Annotated in this window: 17 protein-coding genes and 1 tRNA gene; 10 read left to right on the top strand and 8 right to left on the bottom strand. The window is 60.8% G+C overall.

The genetic code is table 11. The features are described from left to right. The first annotated feature begins 58 nt into the window (after positions 1–58). Genes AGR7B_RS02300 through mnhG form a run of 6 tightly spaced genes read left to right on the top strand, consistent with a single transcriptional unit; the run spans position 59 to position 6,059 of the window. Positions 59–2,977: a monovalent cation/H+ antiporter subunit A gene (locus AGR7B_RS02300; RefSeq protein ID WP_080855940.1), complete on the top strand. Its 2,919-nt coding sequence runs from the start codon at positions 59–61 to the stop codon at positions 2,975–2,977. Then, complete coding sequence (locus AGR7B_RS02295) at positions 2,977–3,312, top strand: Na+/H+ antiporter subunit C (protein ID WP_020810384.1); 336 nt, start codon at positions 2,977–2,979, stop codon at positions 3,310–3,312. The genes AGR7B_RS02300 and AGR7B_RS02295 overlap by 1 nt, the downstream gene beginning before the upstream one ends. Beyond that, on the top strand, positions 3,309–4,955 hold the full coding sequence (locus AGR7B_RS02290; RefSeq protein ID WP_162934022.1) for a monovalent cation/H+ antiporter subunit D: 1,647 nt from the start codon (positions 3,309–3,311) through the stop codon (positions 4,953–4,955). The genes AGR7B_RS02295 and AGR7B_RS02290 overlap by 4 nt, the downstream gene beginning before the upstream one ends. After that, a complete protein-coding gene (locus AGR7B_RS02285; protein WP_162934021.1) occupies positions 4,952–5,440 on the top strand; it encodes a Na+/H+ antiporter subunit E in 489 nt (162 codons plus the stop codon). Before AGR7B_RS02290 ends, AGR7B_RS02285 begins: the two co-directional genes overlap by 4 nt. Then, entirely contained in the window at positions 5,437–5,718 is a 282-nt protein-coding gene (locus AGR7B_RS02280) for a K+/H+ antiporter subunit F (RefSeq protein WP_078051276.1), read from the top strand. The genes AGR7B_RS02285 and AGR7B_RS02280 overlap by 4 nt, the downstream gene beginning before the upstream one ends. Further along, positions 5,715–6,059: a monovalent cation/H(+) antiporter subunit G gene (gene mnhG / locus AGR7B_RS02275; protein ID WP_003522773.1), complete on the top strand. Its 345-nt coding sequence runs from the start codon at positions 5,715–5,717 to the stop codon at positions 6,057–6,059. Before AGR7B_RS02280 ends, mnhG begins: the two co-directional genes overlap by 4 nt. Here mnhG and AGR7B_RS02270 read toward each other — a convergent pair whose 3' ends face one another. Next, positions 6,060–6,338, bottom strand: a complete 279-nt coding sequence (locus AGR7B_RS02270; RefSeq protein ID WP_080855938.1) for a hypothetical protein — start codon at positions 6,336–6,338, stop codon at positions 6,060–6,062. A gap of 126 nt (positions 6,339–6,464) precedes the next feature. Here AGR7B_RS02270 and AGR7B_RS02265 point away from each other — a divergent pair, with 126 nt between their 5' ends. Further along, positions 6,465–6,797, top strand: a complete 333-nt coding sequence (locus tag AGR7B_RS02265; RefSeq protein ID WP_208616010.1) for a helix-turn-helix domain-containing protein — start codon at positions 6,465–6,467, stop codon at positions 6,795–6,797. Positions 6,798–6,825: 28 nt separating this feature from the next. On the opposite strand, the gene AGR7B_RS02260 is transcribed toward AGR7B_RS02265, so the two are convergent. The 7 genes from AGR7B_RS02260 to AGR7B_RS02220 form a co-directional block, all read right to left on the bottom strand. Then, the gene (locus AGR7B_RS02260) at positions 6,826–7,545 is read right to left on the bottom strand and encodes a hypothetical protein (protein WP_080855936.1); all 720 of its coding nucleotides are present in this window, start codon (positions 7,543–7,545) and stop codon (positions 6,826–6,828) included. 12 nt (positions 7,546–7,557) lie between these two features. Beyond that, complete coding sequence (locus AGR7B_RS26520) at positions 7,558–8,064, bottom strand: Panacea domain-containing protein (protein ID WP_080855935.1); 507 nt, start codon at positions 8,062–8,064, stop codon at positions 7,558–7,560. 169 nt (positions 8,065–8,233) lie between these two features. Further along, a tRNA-Phe gene (locus AGR7B_RS02250) sits at positions 8,234–8,309 on the bottom strand. Between the two features lie 239 nt (positions 8,310–8,548). Beyond that, the gene (locus AGR7B_RS02240) at positions 8,549–8,974 is read right to left on the bottom strand and encodes a hypothetical protein (protein WP_003522779.1); all 426 of its coding nucleotides are present in this window, start codon (positions 8,972–8,974) and stop codon (positions 8,549–8,551) included. 153 nt (positions 8,975–9,127) lie between these two features. Beyond that, positions 9,128–11,344, bottom strand: a complete 2,217-nt coding sequence (locus AGR7B_RS02235) for a 3-hydroxyacyl-CoA dehydrogenase NAD-binding domain-containing protein (RefSeq protein ID WP_080855933.1) — start codon at positions 11,342–11,344, stop codon at positions 9,128–9,130. A gap of 254 nt (positions 11,345–11,598) precedes the next feature. Further along, complete coding sequence (locus tag AGR7B_RS02225) at positions 11,599–12,807, bottom strand: acetyl-CoA C-acetyltransferase (RefSeq protein WP_080855932.1); 1,209 nt, start codon at positions 12,805–12,807, stop codon at positions 11,599–11,601. A gap of 36 nt (positions 12,808–12,843) precedes the next feature. Then, positions 12,844–14,640, bottom strand: a complete 1,797-nt coding sequence (locus AGR7B_RS02220) for an acyl-CoA dehydrogenase C-terminal domain-containing protein (RefSeq protein ID WP_080855931.1) — start codon at positions 14,638–14,640, stop codon at positions 12,844–12,846. A gap of 376 nt (positions 14,641–15,016) precedes the next feature. Between AGR7B_RS02220 and podJ the strand changes: the two genes are divergently transcribed. The 3 genes from podJ to AGR7B_RS02200 all read left to right on the top strand — a co-directional run bounded on the left by podJ (position 15,017) and on the right by AGR7B_RS02200 (position 20,780). Beyond that, on the top strand, positions 15,017–18,766 hold the full coding sequence (podJ, locus tag AGR7B_RS02210) for a cell division protein PodJ (protein WP_080855930.1): 3,750 nt from the start codon (positions 15,017–15,019) through the stop codon (positions 18,764–18,766). Positions 18,767–19,029: 263 nt separating this feature from the next. Next, positions 19,030–19,956: a sulfite exporter TauE/SafE family protein gene (locus tag AGR7B_RS02205; RefSeq protein ID WP_080855929.1), complete on the top strand. Its 927-nt coding sequence runs from the start codon at positions 19,030–19,032 to the stop codon at positions 19,954–19,956. Then, a complete protein-coding gene (locus AGR7B_RS02200; protein ID WP_065654492.1) occupies positions 19,953–20,780 on the top strand; it encodes a TIGR02186 family protein in 828 nt (275 codons plus the stop codon). The genes AGR7B_RS02205 and AGR7B_RS02200 overlap by 4 nt, the downstream gene beginning before the upstream one ends. Positions 20,781–20,877 lie beyond the last annotated feature (97 nt).

Genomic DNA, 20,877 nt, shown 5'->3' with positions numbered 1-20,877 from the left:
CGGAGTCGTCGGAAACCCGCCGTAGGCTCCCATTCCAGAGAGAAAACCGCCGCCGCATATGACACTTGCAACCATTCTTCCATTCATTGTCGCATTGCCCTTCGTTGGCGCGCTTCTGACGGCCTTCATGCCGCGCGAGGGTGCGGCCGCCGGTCCCGCCTCCGTTGCGGGCGCAGTCGCCCTTTTCGGCCTTGTCAGCAGCATTTTTCTTTATACGAGCGTCAGCGGCGGCGCGGTTCTCAAGTATGATGTGGAATGGCTGCCCCAGCTCGGCCTGAACTTTACCCTGCGGCTGGACGGATTTGCGTGGATTTTCACGATGCTCATTACCGGCATCGGCCTGCTGGTGGTGCTCTACGCGCGTTATTATATGTCGGCCGAAGACCCGATTCCCCGTTTCTTCGCCTTCCTTCTCGCCTTCATGGGCTCGATGCTTGGCGTGGTGCTCTCCGGCAACGTCATCCTGCTGTCGATCTTCTGGGAAATGACCAGCATCTTTTCGTTCCTGCTGATCGGCTACTGGCATCAGAACGCCGGTGCGCGCGACGGCGCACGCATGGCGCTGACCGTGACCGGCATCGGCGGCTTCAGCCTGCTGGCGGGCCTGCTGATCCTCGGCCATATGGCGGGAAGCTATGATCTCGACAAGATCATCGAGGCGGGTGCGGCTATCCGCGCCCATTCCCTCTACGTGCCCGCGCTCATCCTCATCCTCGGCGGCGCGCTGACCAAGAGCGCGCAGTTTCCGTTCCATTTCTGGCTGCCCAACGCCATGGCGGCGCCTACACCCGTTTCCGCCTATCTGCATTCAGCCACGATGGTGAAGGCCGGGGTTTTCCTGCTGGCGCGGTTCTGGCCCGTGCTGGCGGGCACGCCGGAATGGTTTTGGCTCGTGGGCGCGGCCGGCATCATAACCCTGCTGCTCGGCGCCTATTTCGCCATGTTCCAGCAGGACCTCAAGGGTCTGCTCGCCTATTCCACCATCAGCCATCTCGGCCTCATCACCACGCTTCTCAGCCTCGGCAGCCCGCTTGCGGCGGTGGCGGCCATCTTCCACATGGTCAACCACGCCACCTTCAAGGCCTCGCTCTTCATGGCGGCCGGCATCATCGACCATGAGACGGGCACGCGCGACATGCGGCGCTTAAGCGGGCTTTATACCTATATGCCCGCAACCGCGACGCTCGCCATGGCGGCAAGTGCGGCCATGGCCGGCGTGCCGTTGTTCAACGGCTTCCTTTCCAAGGAAATGTTCTTTGCCGAGGCCGTTGAAACCCATGCCGACTCGCTGCTGGACCGGGCCCTGCCCTATGTCGCGACGCTGTCGGGCGCATTTGCCGTCGCCTATTCGCTGCGCTTCATCCATACGGTCTTCTTCGGCCCCAAGCCCGTCGATCTGCCGAACCCGCATCCGCACGAGCCACCGCGCTGGATGCGTTTCCCCATCGAATTCCTCGTCTTCGCCTGCCTGATCGTCGGTATCGTTCCGAGCCTCTCCATCGGCCCGTTCCTGCACTCGGCCGTGCTTTCAGTGCTTGGTGCGCAAACGCCGGTCTACAGCCTGTCGATCTGGCACGGTTTCAACCTGCCGCTGATCATGAGTATCGCGGCGCTGATCGGCGGGGTTACGATCTATGCCCTGCTCGGCGGTTATTTCTCGCGCTGCGACGACGGCCCGCCGGTCTTCCGGCATTTGCGTGGACAGCGCATCTTCGAGCGCATTCTCGTCACCGTGTCCTGGAAATGGGCGCGGTGGCTGGAAAGCACGCTCGGCACGCGGCGTCTGCAGCCGCAGCTGAGGCTTCTTATCCTTGTGGCGCTTCTTGCCGGTTTCTCGCCTCTCTTCCTTTCGGACTTTTCCCTGTCGCTGCCGCGCGTCACGACCTTCGATCCGATCTTCGCCATTCTCTGGCTGATCGGCATGATCGCGGCCATGGGTGCGGCCTGGCAGGCGAAATATCATCGCCTCGCCGCGCTCGTCATGCTCGGCGTCTCGGGCCTCGTCACCTGCCTCACCTTCGTCTGGCTTTCCGCGCCGGATCTGGCCATCACCCAGCTTCTGGTGGAAATCGTCACCACGGTTCTCATCCTGCTCGGCCTCAGATGGCTGCCGAAACGCGTCGAGAAGGTCGACAGCAGCGATGAGCTGCCGGCGCAGCTGCGGCGCGCCCGCGACTTCCTGCTCGCCGCAGGCAGCGGTATCGGCATGTCCGTCATCGCCTATGCCGTGATGACGCTGCCTGTGCCGAACGCGATTGCGACCTATTTCCTCGAACGCGCCTATACCGAAGGCGGCGGCACCAATGTCGTCAACGTCATCCTCGTCGACTTCCGTGGCTTCGACACCTTCGGCGAAATCGCGGTGCTGGCCATCGTGGCGCTCACGGTCTTTGCGCTGCTTCGCCGTTTCCGCCCCGCCCATGAAAGCATCGGGGTGCCAGAGCAGCAGCAGATGCAGAACGCCTTCGATGCCGAACGGCCGGACCGCAGCAATGGCGATACGGTTCGCGACTATCTCTATGTGCCGTCCATCGTGATGCAGTGGATGTTCCCGGTCATCATCACCTTCTCGATCTTCCTGTTCATGCGCGGGCACGACCTGCCGGGCGGCGGCTTTGCGGCCGGCATCACCATGGCCATAGGCTTCCTGCTGCAATATCTTGCCGGCGGGGCACGCTGGGCGGAGGACCGCATCCGCATCCTGCCGCTGCGCTGGATGGGTTTCGGCCTTTTGATGGCGGCGGCGACGGGTATCGGCTCCTGGTATTTCGGCTACCCGTTCCTGACCTCCTATTTCCAGTATACGGAGATACCCTATATCGGCAAAATGCCGACGGCATCCGCCCTGCTGTTCGACCTCGGCGTCTTCTCGCTGGTCGTCGGCTCCGTTGTTCTTATCCTGATCGCACTGGCACACCAATCGTTGCGTAACTACCGCGTTCGCACGCCTGAAGCCGCAAAAGCGGAGGACGTGTAATGGAACTCATTCTCGCCATCGGCATCGGCATCATGACCGGCTCCGGCGTCTGGCTGGTGCTGCGCCCGCGCACCTATCAGGTCATCGTCGGACTTTCGCTGCTGTCTTACGCCGTCAACCTCTTCATCTTCGGCGTCGGCGGCATCAAGACCAATGCGCCGCCGGTGCTGGTCAACGGCGTCGACAGCTCCACGCTTGCCGACCCCGTGCCGCAGGCGCTGGTGCTGACGGCCATCGTCATCGGCTTTGCCACCACCGCATTGTTCCTTGTCGTGCTGCTTGCCGCCCGCGGCCTCACCGGCACCGACCATGTGGATGGGAGGGAGACGAAATGATGTCGTTCCCCTTCCACATCGTCATCGCGCCTATCCTGCTGCCGCTGATTACCGCGGCCTTTCTGCTGTTCTTCGACGAGCGCCAGCGCGTGGCGAAAGCCGCCATCAGCCTCACCTCGACCGTGCTGTTGCTGGTGGTCGCCATATTGCTGTTCCGCGAGGTCAACTCGACGGTCAATACCGAGATCGCCGCCGTGGTTTCGAGCGGCGTCTATCTGCTCGGCAACTGGCCGGCGCCCTTCGGCATCGTGCTCGTCGCCGACCGTCTTTCGGGCCTCATGGTGCTGCTGACGGCGCTGCTTGCCATCCCGTCCTTGATCTATTCGATGGCGAAGTGGCACAGGTCGGGCGCGCATTTCCATTCGCTGTTCCAGATGATGCTGATGGGCGTCAACGGCGCGTTCCTGACCGGGGACCTCTTCAACCTCTTTGTTTTCTTCGAAGTGATGCTGGCCGCGTCCTATGGTCTGTTGCTGCACGGCTCCGGCCAGCAGCGCGTCAAGGCCGGGCTGCATTATATCGCCATCAACCTCGTCGCCGCCCTGTTCTTCCTGATCGGCGTCAGCCTCATCTATGGCGTTACCGGCACGCTGAACATGGGCGATCTCGCCCATCGCATCGAGGGCCTCAACCCCGATCAGCGCATGCTCTTGGAAACCGGCTCGGCCATCCTCGGCATCGCCTTTCTGGTCAAGGCCGGCATGTGGCCGCTGAATTTCTGGCTGCCCTCCGCCTATGGCGCGGCATCGGCCCCGGTGGGCGGGCTCTTCGCCATCATGAGCAAGGTCGGGATTTATGTCATCGCCCGCCTGTCCTTCCTGCTTTTCGGACAGACGGCCGGGGAATCGGCCGGTTTCGGCCATGATGCCCTGCTGGTCGGCGGCATCGCCACCATCATCTTCGGGGCCATCGGCGTTCTGGCGTCGCAGGCGCTGGGGCGGCTGGCCGGCTTTTCGGTTCTCGTCTCGTCGGGAACGCTGCTCGCCGCCATGGGCACCGGCAATCCCACGGTTGCGGCCGGCGCGCTTTATTACATGGTCAGCTCCACCCTCACCATCAGCGCCTTCTTCATGCTGATCGAACTGGTGGAACGCGGACAGGATGCCGGCGCAAACGTTCTGGCCGTGACCATGGAGGCCTATGGCGAAGGTGAGGAGGAAGAAGAGGAAGAAGAGGTCGGCGTGACCATGCCTGCCACCATGGCGGTGCTCGGCGCCTGTTTTGCCGCCTGTGGCATTCTTCTGGCCGGCCTGCCGCCGCTTTCGGGCTTCATCGCCAAATTCTCGATGCTGACCGCCATTCTCAACCCTTCGGGCCTTGGCGCCAATGACAGCGTCTCGACGCTTTCCTGGTGGCTGGTCTTCCTGATCGTCTTTGCCGGTTTCGCCTCGCTGATCTCGATGACGCGCGCCGGCATCCGCACCTTCTGGGCCTCCATCGAAGGCACCGTGCCGCGCGTGCTCGTCATCGAAATCGCCCCCGTGATGCTGCTGCTCGGACTGACCCTTGCCATGACCGTGCAGGCAGGACCGGTGATGCGATACATGCAGGAAACGGCACGTATTCTCGATCTGCCGGCGAGCTATATTCAGGGCGTCATTTCCGCACCCCGAGCGGGCAGCAACCCGGAGGCAGAGCCATGATAAGCCGTGTCCTGCCCTACCCGCTGCTGACGGTCTCGCTGATCTTCTTCTGGATGACGATCAACAGCTTTTCGCCGGGGCATCTGCTGCTCGGCACCGGGGTTGCGCTTGTCGCCTCCTGGGCGATGGCGTCGCTCCGGCCCGCCAAGCCGCGCATCCGCAACTGGCACAGGCTGGTGCAACTGATCCTGATCGTGCTTTACGATATTGTCAGATCCAATCTCTCGGTCGTGAAGATCATCCTGTTCAAACGCGAGAGGGACCGCAAATCCGGCTTCCTGGCCGTGCCGCTCGATATTCGCGACCCGATGGCGCTTGCGGTGCTGGCGACGATCCTGACCTCGACGCCGGGAAGCGCATGGCTCGAATATAATTCCAGCCAGGGCACGCTGCTGCTTCACGTTCTCGACGATGTGGATGAGGCAGCCTGGATAAGCCTCATCAAGAACCGTTATGAAAAACTGCTGATGGAGATATTCGAATGAGTTCGATTATCCTTTTCTGGTCCTTTTCGCTGGCGCAGTTCATGCTCGCCATCGCCATGGCGATCTCGGTCTATCGCATCGCCATTGGCCCGCGCGCGCAGGACCGCGTGCTGGGCATGGATACGCTCTATGTCAACGCCATGCTGCTTCTTTTGACCTTCGGCCTGCGCACCGGCAATGACATCTATTTCGAGGCATCGCTGCTGATCGCCATCCTCGGCTTCGTCTCCACCGTCGCCCTTTCCAAATTCCTGATGCGCGGGGAGGTGATCGAATGAGCGAGGCGCACGAATTTCCCCTCTGGGCCGCCATTGCCGTGGCCTTCTTCGTCCTGCTCGGCGCCTCGCTGACACTGATCGGCACCATCGGCTTTGCCAGGCTCAACAGCTTCTATGAGCGCCTGCATGCGCCCACACTGGGCACCAGCTGGGGCACCGGCGGCATCGTCATGGCCTCGATCATCTATTTTTCCGTCTCCGGCGACCGTTTCGCCTTCCACGAAATCTTCATCGGCATTTTCATGACGGTGACGACGCCGGTTTCCCTGATGCTGCTGGGGCGCGCTGCGCTTTATCGGGACCGGGCGGAGCAGAATACGGATAATCGGGAGCATCTTTAATTAAGGTGCTTTCCGCCGCCTAAGCTCTTGGCGTACCCGCCGCCATTTGCCCTGCTCGAAGTTCTGCGAACATCGCCAAGCGCGATCTTCCTCCATGCAGGCTATTTCTGCGGCGCGTTCTTCATGTTGCTGGACCAGTTCGTCGACTATTCGTTTTATTTCCACACGGGGAATGAACATCGGCCGGATAAAGCTTTCCCACTTCACCCACAGGAAGACTATCAGCACGAACGCGCCGAACGCGAGGGGCGGGAAATGGTCCGCGTGGATAGAGGACATCTGCAATCTCACGACAGAAACTTCATATACTGCACCATTATTGCATATTTCTGATTTTCAGCAATAGCAATGCCTTAAGTCGCGAAGTCGCAAAGACGACTGTCCCTTCAGTTCGGAGGGAAACGATTGGAACTTAGAAAGATTTTCGGCAGCAATATTCGCCATCACCGAAAAGCGATGGGCCTGACGCAAGAAGCCCTTGCCGAAAAGGCCGACCTTTCGATTGAGATGATGGGGCGTCTGGAACGGGGCGACGCCTCGCCTTCGTTTGAAACCATCGAGAGTATCGCAAAAGCCCTCGGCCTTCCCGCCATCGCGTTCTTTGGCACCGGTACTGTTATCGCGCCGGAAGGCGAACGCGGTCATCTGCTTCATCGTGTGAATGCGGCACTTGCGAATATGAATGAGGACGACCTTGTGCGAGTCACCCGCATGCTTGAGGCGTTCACCGGCAAGTAATCCGGGACTTCCCTATATTATAGAGAGGTCAGAATAGAAAAGAAGGTTGATCGGGATCGGGGCGATCTTCGGGCCGGTCCTTGGGAGAAGAAGATGTCTTACCGGCCAACTCGTCCACAGCCCTAAAATACCCTTCTGCAAAGATGTCCAACATTTCGGCTTTTCTTGCCTCGCTCAGCCTCGGCACATCCTGCGCGTCAATGACTTGTAATTCACGAGGAGACTTGCTGTCAGGGGCACTGAAATCCAATATTTCAAACTTGGCTGCTTCTAGGTCCGGGTCTTGCAGCAAAACCTCTTCAACTAGGGTGACAAACAATGACAGTCTTTCATCGGCTAGCGGATTTGAACGCCAAAAGCTGAACCACGGAAAATAGAGCTGTCCCCCGATACCGTAGATCATCGGAGGCTCAAAGGGCACCATAAGACCACGTCCCACCGGATAATAACGTCGCCCCACGACCTGAAAGAAGTCCGGTTGAATGTCAGAAAAGTGGTCACGAACTAACGGGAGAATGCTTAACAGATTGTTGCGAACTTTTTCGCGCGGAATTTTACGGATACCTGCTTCAACCTGTTCATAAGGCACGCGAAGGATCAGAAGATCGCGAACGGCACCATAGAGAGGATTATAATTAAAACGAGGTGGATCCTCCGCCAACCTAACAAGAGCTTTGGTAATCAATTGGGAGTTCAGGCGCCAATTTCGGGCCAAGTGCTGAAGCGTCGGGACTCTTATCTCTGCCATAATCACTTTCCGCTATTGAACCGAAAACGGGCACAAAACTCTCGAATAGAACTCGGCAATATCTTCATCATTTAATTTCATGCCGGGATTCGAGTTACCACAATGATACCACACCTTATACCAAGGTCCTCCCTCCACATGGCTTAGTTCCACAAGATTTCCAGTCCGTATGCGACTGTAAAAATCCACGACCTCACTAAGAAGAGCCTCCGTCGTATCATTAAAACTATACGCGACCACCTTCTTTACACCTGTCAATGGATCAATTTCGCGGGCACGAGTAGTAATCGGTGCGCGTTCGAAGCTTTTAAACTCTCTATAGAGATATGGAAGTACAGGGCCATACTCCCAAGCTTCAAATTTGTGCCTTATCAACGGCATTTCCAAGCGAATTAAAGACCATACGTGACAGAAGTATATGATCTTTTGCAAATCTAAATGCGTAACATTCCGGCCTCGGCTATTGCAAAAGTCAAGAATAAAGTTTGCTACCGCTCGTCCATCATAGCCAGTCGCCATAACCCCGCCCGTTCCTGATACGTTCTAAACGATTCTGAAGCACAAAGCAAATTGCGCCGTTTAAGTCCAATATGCGGAACAAACTTCGCCTGAAGCTTATCATGGCCCATTGACTCAAAACCGTGCGCAACGCCCTACACAGGCAACACTCATTTCACTGAATAATAAATGGTGCCCGGAGGCGGATTTGAACCACCGACACGCGGATTTTCAATCCGCTGCTCTACCAACTGAGCTATCCGGGCACTTCAGGTCCTTGAAGAACCTCCGCTTTTGGCGGGCGGGGCTGTTTGGTGCCCCGAAAGTGAGCGGGGTTATAACATCTTGTTCGGACATGGCAAGCGCCATCGCGAAGTTTTTTGACAGTTTTTTCACGGCGCCTGTGGATGGTTGAAATCTATGCCCGGCGAAGGCCGGATTGCGGCGGGAAACCCGCTCCTGGGCATCCGCCGGGCCAGCGGGCGGCGACGCGGCAGGTGGCGGCTTACGCCCCCTCATTGCGCCGTGCGGCAAGGCCAAGCGCAATTGGCACCACGGCCACCAGCGCCGCCATGACGGGCGAGGAGGCGAAGATGCGGCTTGCCAGCGAGGTGACGGCAACCGAGCGCACCACCGTCATCAGGCGCGAATTCTCGCGGTCGCGCTCGTGCCGGGCATCGGCGGATTTATGATGCGGCGTGTTGGAGGCGGCTTCCAGCCGTTTGACGTCGCGGCGAATTTTTTCGAGCTGTTTGCGAAGGTCTTCCAACTCCGCCCGCAAGGATGATTCCGCCGGGGCGGCGGCACGCGCCCTTCGGGCAGCAGCGGGTTTTGCAGCCTCCTTCTCCGCGGCCTCTTCGTCCAGTTCGGCCAGATGGTCGTCAAGGTCCGAGGGCTTGTCGAAACCGTGGGATCGCAGTGGTGCTTTCATCGCTGTCTCCTGGGGCGTGCTGAATTGCGGCGGCGGGCGCTTTTGCCCGGTCAGCCTTTTCAACGCCTCAGTCGGGCAAAGGATGCACGAAAAGCGGGGAGACCGGCATAATAAAACAGGCCCCGAAGGGCCTGTTCAATGTCTCGCGGAGCCTCAGGCCGCCTTGGCGGCGCTGGCATAGGGATCGAAGCGGCCGTAGAAGGTCTCGCCCTTGGCGGCCATGTCCTTTAGCAGCGGTGTCGGCTTGAAGCGTGGGCCGTAGGTCTCGCTGAGCTTCTCGGCGAGTGCCACGAAGTTCTTCACGCCCATGCCGTCGATGTAGGACAGCGCGCCGCCGGTATAGGGCGCAAAGCCGAAACCGAGGATGGAGCCGACATCCGCCTCACGCGGGTCGGTGACGATGCCTTCTTCCACCGTGCGGGCGGCTTCCAGAGCGACTGTGACGAGGAAGCGCTGTTTCAGCACCTCCATATCCACCGCTTCAGGCTTCTGCTGCGGATAAAGGTCCTTCAGGCCGGGCCAGAGGGATTTTTTGGCAGGCTTTGGCGGATAGTCGTAAAAACCTTTGGCGTTCTTGCGGCCGAAACGGCCCTCGCCTTCCACCAGCGTCTTCACCAGCTCCATATGGCGCGGATCGACGGCCTTTTCGCCGAGATCGGCGACGGTGGCTTTCAGGATCTTGTAGGAAAGATCGATGGCCACCTCATCGTTCAGCGCCAGCGGGCCGACCGGCATGCCGGCGAATTTCGCGGCATTTTCGATCATGGCGGCGGGTACGCCTTCGATCAGCATATCGTAGCTTTCCGCCATGTAGCGCAGCACGCAGCGATTGACGAAGAAGCCGCGCGTATCGTTGACCACAATCGGGGTTTTCTTGATCTTGGCCACATAGTCCAGCGCGACGGCGAGCGCCTTGTCGCCGGTTTCCTTGCCGAGGATCACTTCCGTCAGCATCATCTTCTCGACCGGCGAGAAGAAGTGGATGCCGATGAAATCCGCCGGGCGCTTCGAGTTCTTCGCAAGGCCGGTGATCGGCAAAGTGGAGGTGTTGGAAGCGAAGATAGCGCCCTGCGGCAGCACGGCTTCCACGGCTTCGATGACGGCCTTCTTCACGTCGCGGTCTTCAAAGACGGCCTCGATGACGAGATCGGCATCGGAGAGCGCCTTGTAATCCGCCGTCGGGGTGACGAGGTCGAGCAGAGCCTTGCCCTCCTCCTGCGTCAGCCTGCCCTTGCCGATGGCCGCCTTGACGCTTTCTTCGCAATGACCCTTGCCCTTGTCGGCGGCTTCCTGATCGCGATCCACCAGCGTGACGGGGATGCCGGCGGCAGCCGTGACATAAGCGACGGCAGCGCCCATGAAGCCCGCACCAACGACGCCAACCTTCTTGAACTCGGTCTTCGGCTGGCCGGCCGGGCGGCGCGCGCCCTTGCCCAGTTCCTGCATGGAAATGAACAGCGAGCGGATCATGCCAAAGGCTTCCTTCGAGCGAAGGATTTCGGTGAAATAACGCTGCTCCACCTTCAGCGCCGTATCGAAGGGCAATTGCAGGCCTTCATAAACGCATTTGAGGATGGCGAGGGCGGCCGGATAGTTGCCGGCGCTTTCACGGCGCAGAATGGCCGGTGCTGCGGGCCAGAGCTGGGCAGCGGCCGGCGTCCAGATGCCGCCGCCGGGGGCCTTGAAGCCCTTTTCATCCCAGGGCGCGACTGGTTTCAGGCCGTCCTTGATCATCTGCTTAGCAGTGGAGACCAGCTGATCCGGCTCCACCACCTGATGCACCAGACCCATAGCCTTGGCGCGCGCGCCGGTCAGCGACTGGCCGGTCGTCATCATCTGCAATGCCGATTGCGCATCCGTCAGACGCGGCACACGCTGGGTGCCGCCGGCGCCGGGGAAGATGCCGACCTTGACTTCCGGCAGGGCGATCTTGAGGTTCTTGGCGCTGGAGGCCACGCGGCCGTGGCAGGCGAGCGACAGCTCAAACGCGCCGCCCATGCAGGTGCCGTTGATGGCGGAAACCCAGGGCTTGCCGTTGGTCTCGATCTTGCGGAACAGGCCCGTCATGCGGCCAACCAGTTCGAACAGCCTTGCCGCCGCCTGATCGGGGTTCTTCGTCTTCTCATCATTATAGAAGGAGAACATCGACTTGATCATCGAAAGATCGGCGCCGCCGGAAAAGGTGCTTTTGCCTGACGTGAAGACAACGCCCTTGACGGCGCTGTCGGCGACGGTGGCATCAACAATCGCTTTCAGCTCGTCCATCACTTCTGACGTGAAGACGTTCATGGATTTTTCCGGCATGTCCCAGGTCACGAGGGCAATACCGTCTGCGTCCGTCTCGATGGTGAAATTGGTATAAGTGCTCATTTGGGATTCCTCTTCCCTCAAATTTCCCTGCGGTCACGACAGTCCGAGTGCGAGGCCGACACAACCGACCACAAGAACGAGAAACACGATCAAACCCCAACGCTCTGCCCGGAGCCGCCGGATCTGGACAGGGGAAACAGGGCGGATGGACGCCCTATGATCCTGTGCCATGTCCTTTTCCAGATTGTGCCGAGCCAGCTGCTGTTCAACCTCATTCTTGGGCCGCTCGTAAACCTCGCGCCTCATGACCAGCCTCAAACCCGCTCGATAACCGTCGCCGTGCCCATGCCGGCGCCGATGCAGAGCGTGACGAGCGCGGTGTTCAGATCGCGCCGTTCCAGCTCGTCCAGCACCGTGCCGAGGATCATCGCGCCGGTTGCACCGAGCGGATGGCCCATGGCGATGGCGCCGCCATTGACGTTCATCCGGTCGTGATCGATGTCGAAGGCCTGCATGTAACGCAGGACCACGGCGGCGAAGGCTTCGTTGAGTTCGAAAAGATCAATGTCGGCAAGCGACATTCCGGTCTTTTTCAGGAGCTTTTCGGTCACATCCACCGGGCCGGTGAGCATCAGCGCCGGATCGGAGCCGATATTGGCGAATGCCTTGATGCGGGCACGCGGTTTCACGCCCATTGCCTCGCCGCCCGCCTTCGAACCGACCAGCACGGCGGCAGCGCCATCGACGATACCGGATGAATTGCCGGCATGGTGGACGTAGTTGATGCGCTCCACTTCCGGATGCGCCATGATGCCAACGGCTTCGAAGCCGCCCATTTCACCCGGCATCTGGAAGGATGGGTTGAGGGAGGCCAGCGCCTGCATGTCCGTGCCGGGGCGCATATGCTCGTCACGGTCGAGGATCGTCAGGCCGTTCTGGTCCTTCACCGGAATGACCGACTTGTTGAAATAGCCTTTTTCCCAGGCGTGCGCCGCACGCTTCTGGCTTTCGACGGCGTAGGCGTCGACATCGTCACGGGAGAAACCATACTTCGTGGCGATGAGATCGGCAGATACGCCCTGCGGCATGAAGAAGGCCGGGAAGTTGACCGAAGGGTCCATGTACCAGGCACCGCCCGACATGCCCATACCAACGCGCGACATGCTTTCGACACCGCCGGCGATGACGATATCGTCCGACCCCGCCTTGACCTTGCCGGCGGCGAAGTTGATGGCATCGAGACCAGAGGCGCAGAAGCGCGAGATCTGCATGCCCGGGGCCTTGTTGGAGTAACCCGCCTCGAAGGCGGCGGCTTTCGGGATCACCGCGCCGGCATCCATAACGGGATCGACGCATCCCATGATGATGTCGTCTACCGTGGATGTATCAAGTCCGTTGCGGTCGCGGAGGGCTTCCAGTGTCTTGGCGGCAAGGCGAACGGAAGGCACCTCATGCAGGCTGCCATCCTTCTTGCCGCGTCCGCGCGGGGTGCGGACATGGTCGTAGATAAATACGTCGGTCATAACTCTCTCCCTGTGGCGTTATGAACGCCAGATTTCTCAGAATGCTTCCGCAGCCAGTTCCATCATGGTGTCCGCGCCGGTTTCGATGCGGGCCTTGCGCAGCGCCGTTTCCGGCATGATGCGCTCCATATAAAACTTCGCCGTGACAAGCTTGGTCTTGAGGTAATCCTCGTCCGAAGCGCTGCCGGCTGCAAGCGCTTCGCTGGCGGCTTTCGCCATGCGCGCCTGCATGTAGCCCAGCACCACGATACCGAAGAGACGCATATAGTCTGTCGAGCCGGCACCGGCATTGTCGGGTTTCGCCATGGCGTTCTGCATGAACCACATGGTTGCGGCCTGCAGGTCGTTCAAGCCCTTCTTCAGGCCCTTGGTGTAGAGGGTCAGCTTTTCATCGGCGCGGTTTTCCTCGCAGAAATCGCCGATTTCCTTGAACAGCGCCATGACGGCGCGGCCGCCATTCATGCCGAGCTTGCGGCCGACCAGATCGAGCGCTTGAATGCCGTTCGCGCCCTCATAGATCATGGTGATGCGCGCATCGCGGACATATTGGCTCATGCCATGTTCCTCGATGTAGCCATGGCCGCCGAAGACCTGCTGCGCCATCACGGCGTGTTCGAAGCCCTTGTCGGTCAGGACACCTTTCAGGATCGGGGTGACGAGGCCGAGCAGGTCGTCCGCCGCCTGCCGCTGCTTTTCGTCAGTGGCGCGGTGGGCGATGTCGGATTGCAGCGCGGTCCACAGAAGGAAGGCGCGGCCGGCCTCATTATAGGCCTTGATGGTCATCAGCGTGCGGCGGATATCGGGATGCACGATGATCGGGTCGGCCTTCCTGTCGGGGAATTTCGCTCCGGAGAGCGAGCGGCCCTGAATGCGCTCACGGGCATATTCGACCGCGTTCTGGTAGGCGATCTCGCCAACGGAAAGACCCTGAAGGCCGACGCCGAGGCGGGCTTCGTTCATCATCACGAACATGGCCGAAAGGCCCTTGTTCTCAGCGCCGAGCAGATAACCGGTCGCGTCATCGTAGTTCATGACGCAGGTGGCGTTACCGTGAATGCCCATCTTGTGTTCGATGGCACCGCAGGTGACGCCGTTGCGCTCGCCCGGCGTGCCGTCTTCCTTCACCAGGAACTTCGGTACGATGAAGAGCGAAATGCCCTTGGTGCCCTCAGGCGCGCCTTCGATGCGGGCGATTACCAGATGAACGATATTGTTCGTCATGGAATGTTCGCCGGCGGAGATGAATATCTTCTGGCCGGAAATTTTGTAGCTGCCGTCAGCCTGCGGCACAGCCTTGGTGCGCAGCATGCCGAGATCGGTGCCGCAATGGGGTTCGGTCAGGTTCATGGTGCCGGACCATGTGCCTTCCACCATCTTCGGCAGGTAGGTGTCCTTCTGCTCCTGCGTGCCATGCACCAGAATGGCGGCAATCGCACCCTGCGTCAGACCGGGATACATCATCAGCGACAGGTTGGCCGACGACATATATTCGCCAATGGCGGCGTGCAGCGTATAAGGCAGGCCCTGACCGCCGAATTCCGGCGGAACGGCAAGGCCGATCCAGCCGCCTTCGCAATAGGCGTCATAGGCCTCCTTGAAACCATCCGGCACGGAAACCGAACCGTCATCGGCGCGCTTGCAACCCTGTTGGTCGCCGGAAAGGTTGAGCGGGAAAAGCCGCTCTTCGGCAAGCTTTGCGGCTTCGCCGGTAATGGCCTCGATCATGTCGGGGGTTGCATCCTCGAAGCCGGGCAGGTTGTTATACCGCTCTAGGCCGAGAACGTCGTTCAGGATAAAAAGCGTGTCTTTAACTGGGGCCTTGTAAACAGGCATTACCGATGTTCCTCCGCATCGTGGGCGCCGGCAATAATCCGGCCGATATGGGATGACAATATTTGACGTGCGCGTAAACGTCAAATAAATTTCAGCGGAATATCCTTCTCCTTTTTCGCGGAATGGACCTCCGACCCGGCGCAGGGCTGTCGCCTGCCGTAAAAGTTAAAAAATTCCGACCATAGTTAACCACTTCTTTACCACGTTTCGTGAATTCTCCCGACAGAGGTAACTGCTTCGTACTCCGGCGCATTTTCCTCAACGGGGGCGAATACCGGCTCTAGGATTGCTGCGTGTTGCGGCGACGGCGTGTCCAGGCAGGCAACGTCGCGACAGATAACCGGGCACGGCGGGCGGAAGCGAAGCGAGCGAAAAGATGAACGGATTGCGATCGAAAACCCAACAGCCAAGCGACAGATCGTCTCTTGATGCGCTCAATCGCACCATTGAAGGCCTCGAAGCCCGTATCGAAGGGCTGATGAGCCAGAAGTTCCCGCGCGACCCCCGGGCCGCGAGCGCGCAAGCCGAGCCCAAAAACGAGGCTTACGCCGCGTCGCGCGAACCGCGCGCCAGTGTTACTCCGCCGCAGCTCGATCCCGTCAACGAAATCCGCCAGCGCCAGCGTCTCCTCGAAGCGAGCTTCCAGCGCCCGCAGGAACCCGCCGCCCGCCCGGAACGGACGATTACCAGACCGCTTGCACCGGAATACCGGCCGAGGGACGCCCAGCAGGCGGCCGCTTCCGCACCGCGGGCCCGCGCCATTCCGCCCCATCAGGAACAACAACGCAATGACGCAGCCCTGCAGGAAATCGCCCAGGCGCTCGTCAATCTGCGGCATGAGCTGAAGCACGACATTGCCGAAGGCGTCGCCCGCGAAGCACAGGGACTGCGCGCCGAAATCCGCAATATTCGCGCGGTGGCGGAAGACCAGCAGTTCATCGGCGATCTGCGCGACGATATCGCACGGCTGGCCGGCAGCATCGACCAGCTCGGCAATCTGGCGTCTCCGGATGCCTACGGGCTGCGCAACGAATTCGAGGACCTGCGCCTGACGATCGACCAGCTTGCGCGCGAGGACAGCGTGCACCGGATCGAAAGCCGCTGGAACAATGTGGAAGACACGCTGCGCGGTTTCGACGCCGGCGCGTTGCAGGATGAGATCGTTTCGCTCGCCTATCGTCTCGATGACATCAAGACTCAGCTCGGCGGCATGAGCAACAATCCGGCCGTGCGCGTGCTCGAAGACAAGCTGATCGCCATTGCCAGCGCCGTGGAGCAACTCGGCAAGCATATGCAGCCGAACGAAGCGGCCTTTACCGAACAATTTTCCGGCCTCGACCAGCGGCTGGACGAAATCAGCCGCGCCATTGCCGCAACCGGCACGCGCGCCAATGCGCAGGCAACGGACAATGCGCTGGCGCAGCGTCTGGAAAACCGGCTGAACGGCCTTGCCGAACAGCTCGGCGACATCAACCGCCTTGCCGCCGCAAAACCTGAACCGGCGCTGGACCTGACCGCCCGTCTTGAAGCGCTGGCCGGCAAGATCGACGAACTCAGCACCGCCCGCGACGCCGCCCAGTTGCATGAGCGGCTGGACCAGCTTTCCCTGCTTCTGGAGCGTTCGCAGCGCCCCTCGCAACAGGCGGAGCTGACGTCTTTCCTCAGCGACATTTCCCGCAAAATCGATGCGCTGGATCACGGCGCCGTCAATGACGGTCTGGCAGAGCGGCTCGACCTGCTCTCGCGCCGGATCGAGGACCTCGATTATCGCTACAGCCAGCCGCAGCCGGCATCGGGCCTCAGCGAAAGCGCCTTCTCGCGTCTGGAAGAGCGGCTCGGCAATATTGCCGCCCGTCTCGACGAGACCGCCCATGCCGCGCCCGCCGACAGCCACGCGCTGGCAAGCCTCGAAAACCAGATCGCCCATCTCTCGACGCTGATCAGCCAGCCGGTGCAGATGCAGGCCGCAGGCATGCCGCCTGAACTCGATGTCCGCATGGCGGCCATCGAAGACTACATGGCGTCCAACGACGAATATATCATCGAAGCAGCCCGGCAGGCGGCCGAGGCTGTTCTCGACGCCTATACCCGTAACAATCTCTCGGCCGGCGCAAACCTTGCCGACATGACCATGCTGACCGATCTTGCGACCGATCTGCGCAATCTCGAAGCCTTGAGCCGCAACACCGAGGAACGCACGCACCGCACATTCGAAGCGCTGCACGAGACGCTGGTGCAGATCGCCGGCCGGCTGGATAACCTCGACAATGCCCCCGTCTACCGCGAAGAGGCCGCGCCCCGCAACGTCGCGAAGCCTGTGTCGGCCCCCGCGCACGAAGATGTATCCATGCCGGCCGCCATCTTCCCGGAAGAGGGTTATATCGCCGAAGAACAGGCCATTCTCGACGCCGACGGGAAAGATGGGGATGCCATCGTGCCTCCCGCTGCGGCAAAGCCCGCGAAGGCGGAAAAAAAGAGCCTGCTTGCCGGCCTGACGAAGCGTTTCAAGACGGGTACGGCAAAGACCGTCAAAGCCGCGGAAGAACCCGTATCGGCCTCCTCCTCCGCCCGCACGCAGGTCGAGTCCGCCCCGTCGCTCGATCCGATCGACGTTCTGCCGGCGGGTCAGGAGAACGAACTTCTGGAGCCGGGTTCGGGTGCGCCCGATATCAAGAAAATCCTCGAGCGCGTGCGCGCCAGCCAGGTGGCCGCCAGCGGCAAGGCCGCAGACGCCGAAGGACGGACGGATTTCATTGCCGCCGCCCGTCGTGCGGCGCAGGCCGCCGCCATGGAAACATCGCCGGAGAAGCTTGATACCGGCAAGAAGGGCCGCAAGGCCGAGGCATCGGGGCTCTCGCGCTATCGCCGCCCGCTGCTGCTCGGCATCGGCGCCATTCTTCTGGCGATGATGGCCATGCCGCTCGTCAAGACGCTGATCGGCGGCGCGGAAGCTCCGGCTCCGGTCATCGAGCAGAAGCAGGACAATAGCCCGGTCTCCGCGCTTCCTGAAGCGGGCGACAAGGCCGTGACCATTCCGTCCGATCTCGCCATCGATCCGGAACAGGCAGCATCCGCCGACAGCATCGAAAACACCGCACCGGCGGAAAACGCCATCGATCCCCGCACCGTCGGCGGCGCACCGCTGCCTGACGAGCCGCCGGTTGCCGACGTTCCTGCCGTGGATGCGGCAAATTCCGGCACCCTCGCGCAGAACGAACCTTCGGCTCCGGCACAGGCCGCCGCCACGGCTGCTCCCGCCCAGGACGCCATCACCGTTCCCGCCGGCATCGAGCCGGCATCTCTTGCCGAAGCGGCCGCCAAGGGCGACACGCAGGCGCTGTTCGAGATCGCAGCCCGCTACACCGATGGCCGCGGCGTTGCCGCCGACCGCACCGAGGCGGCAAAGTGGTACAAGCTCGCCGCTGATCGCGGCCTTGCACCCGCGCAATATCGTCTCGCCAATCTCTACGAGAAGGCGAACGGCGTCGAACGCAACCTTCCCGAAGCCAAGCGCTATTACACGCTGGCCGCGGAACAGGGCAATGCGGGCGCCATGCACAATCTTGCCGTGCTGCTTGCTTCCGATGCGGCCGGTCAGCCGGATTTCGCCGCCGCCGCGCAATGGTTCATCAAGGCTTCCGACCTCGGCGTTCGTGACAGCCAGTTCAACCTCGCCATTCTCTATGCGCGCGGCAGCGGCGTGAAGCAGGACATCGAGGAATCCTACAAGTGGTTCGCCATCGCAGCTAAGGATGGCGACGCCGACGCCGCCCAGAAGCGCGACGAAGTGGCAGGGGCCCTGAACCCGCAGCAGCTTCAGAGCGCCAAGGCCAAGGTGGACGCCTGGAAGGTCAAGCCGCTTTCGGAAGATGCCAACAGCGTCAACCCGCCCGAGGAATGGGCCGGCAAGGAAGGCGTGAAAACTGCCTCCGTGGACATGGAAAAGGCGATCCGCAACATTCAGGCGATCCTGAACAAGAACGGTTTCGATGCCGGCCAGCCTGACGGCAAGCTCGGCAAGAACACGGTGACGGCCATCAAGGACTTCCAGAAGTCCGTGGGCCAGACGCCGGACGGCCGCATTACCAACGAGCTGGTAACCGCGCTCCTCGCCCGCAACAAATAAACATTCGAGAACCGGCGAAGCGGCCCCCGGGCCGCTTTCGATCAGCCCGGCGCAGGAATGTGGCCGGCTGCCGACACACGGCCGCTATCTTTCCAAATTATCAACGTATTTACCGTTGAATGTTGACAGGTCAGGCCCTCGCGGGCATGACGGATGAAGGCCGGGCATGCCCGGTCTTTTCAGACAGAAAGTGTAAATCGCGGCGCGGCCCCCTCACCCGGACAAGCCCTGCCGCCCGGAACCATTTGCCCGAGGTCCGAGCCGTGACTGTCTATCTGCCGATCGCAGAACTGTCGGTGAATATTTTCATCATTCTCGGCATGGGCGCGGCCGTCGGTTTTCTTTCCGGCATGTTCGGCGTAGGCGGCGGCTTTCTGATTACCCCGCTTCTGATCTTCTACAATATTCCGCCTGTGGTGGCCGTGGCGACAGGGGCAAACCAGGTGGTCGCCTCCTCCGTGTCAGGCTCGATCACGCATTTCCGGCGCGGCACGCTCGACGTCAAGCTCGGCAGCATGCTGCTTGTGGGCGGTCTCGTGGGGGCGACGGTCGGCGTGTGGATATTCTCCTTCCTGCGCAGCATCGGCCAGCTCGATCTCATCGTCTCGCTGCTTTATGTCATCCTGCTCGGCACCGTCGGCGGGCTGATGCTGAAGGAAAGCATTTCGGCGCTTCGCCGCGCCGCCCGCAACGAAACCGTGACGCTGCGCCGGCCGGGCCATCACAACTGGGTGCACCGCCTGCCGCTGAAAATGCGGTTCAAGAAATCGAAGATCTATCTCAGCATCATTCCCATCGTCACGCTGGGTTTCGGCATCGGCATCCTCACCTCGATCATGGGTGTGGGCGGCGGCTTCATCATGGTGCCGGCAATGATCTATCTCTTACGCATCCCCACCAGCGTGGTTGTCGGCACCTCGCTGTTCCAGATCATTTTCGTAACCGCCTATACGACCGTGGTTCAGGCGGCGACCAACTATTCCGTCGATGTGGTGCTGGCCTTCATCCTGATGGTGGCGGGTGTCATCGGCGCGCAATATGGCGTGCGCGTCGGCCAGAAACTGCGCGGCGAACAGCTGCGCGCCCTGCTGGCGCTTCTCGTTCTCGCTGTTGCGCTTCGCCTTGCCGTATCGCTGGTGGTGCGGCCCGAAGACCTGTTTTCGGTTGCCGTCGGGGGGTTAGGTTATTGACCCGCCATTTGCTGCTTGCCGCCCTTGCGCTGGCCTCATGTCTCACTTTCGGGCAGACCGCTTGGGCCCAGACGCCGCCGCTTGCCCTGCCGCCGGGCCCGCAGCAGCGATCCCTGCTGGAAAATATCGAAATCGGCGCATCGACGACCGAAATTCCAATTGCTTCCGATTTTCGCGGCGCGGATTTCACGCTTTTCGGCGCGCTGAACAATACCGACCAGTTGCTGCTCGCCATCGGGCAATACGATATCGTCGTGACGCTCGAGGGTCCGAGCGACTATATGACGGTGCGCAAAAAGGAACGCGTTGCAGGCATCTGGATCAATACCAGCGCCATCACCTTCACACCGCTGCCGGAATCCTATTCCATGGCCAGCACGCGCAATATAAGCGATGTCGCCTCGCCCGGAACGCTGCGCGCCATGGGGCTTGGCGTCGATCATCTGTCACTGAAAAGCGCGGTCTTTTCCGGCGTGCCCGACAATGTCTTCGATTTTCAGGAAGCCTATCGGCGTCTGAAGCTTTCCAGCGGCATCTATCGCAACGATACGACCGGGGTGCGGCTGGAACGCACCGGCCTGTTCTGGGCGACTTTGCGCCTGCCGGCCAACGTGCCGAACGGTGTGCACACCGCACGCGCCTATCTCTTCAAGAGCGGCAAATTCATCGCCCAACGCGAACTGAAACTGCGCGTCGTCAAGACCGGCATGGAACAGGCGATCACCGACGCCGCGCATCAGACGCCGCTTGCCTATGGCGCGCTCTGCGTTCTGCTTGCCGTCGTGACCGGCTGGGGCGCCAGCATCATCTTCCGCAAGGACTGATCGGTTTTCATCCCGCAAAAGAGAGCGTCTGCCGCCCCTGTCGGCAAAGATAGCATTCGCTTCCGCCGTCGGTTTGCAGTAAAATTCAAGGCGTTAC

Source organism: Agrobacterium deltaense RV3, assembly GCF_900013505.1.
GTDB lineage: Bacteria > Pseudomonadota > Alphaproteobacteria > Rhizobiales > Rhizobiaceae > Agrobacterium > Agrobacterium leguminum.
Note: the sequence above shows the minus strand (reverse complement) of the source record. Positions and strands in the feature narration are given on the sequence as shown.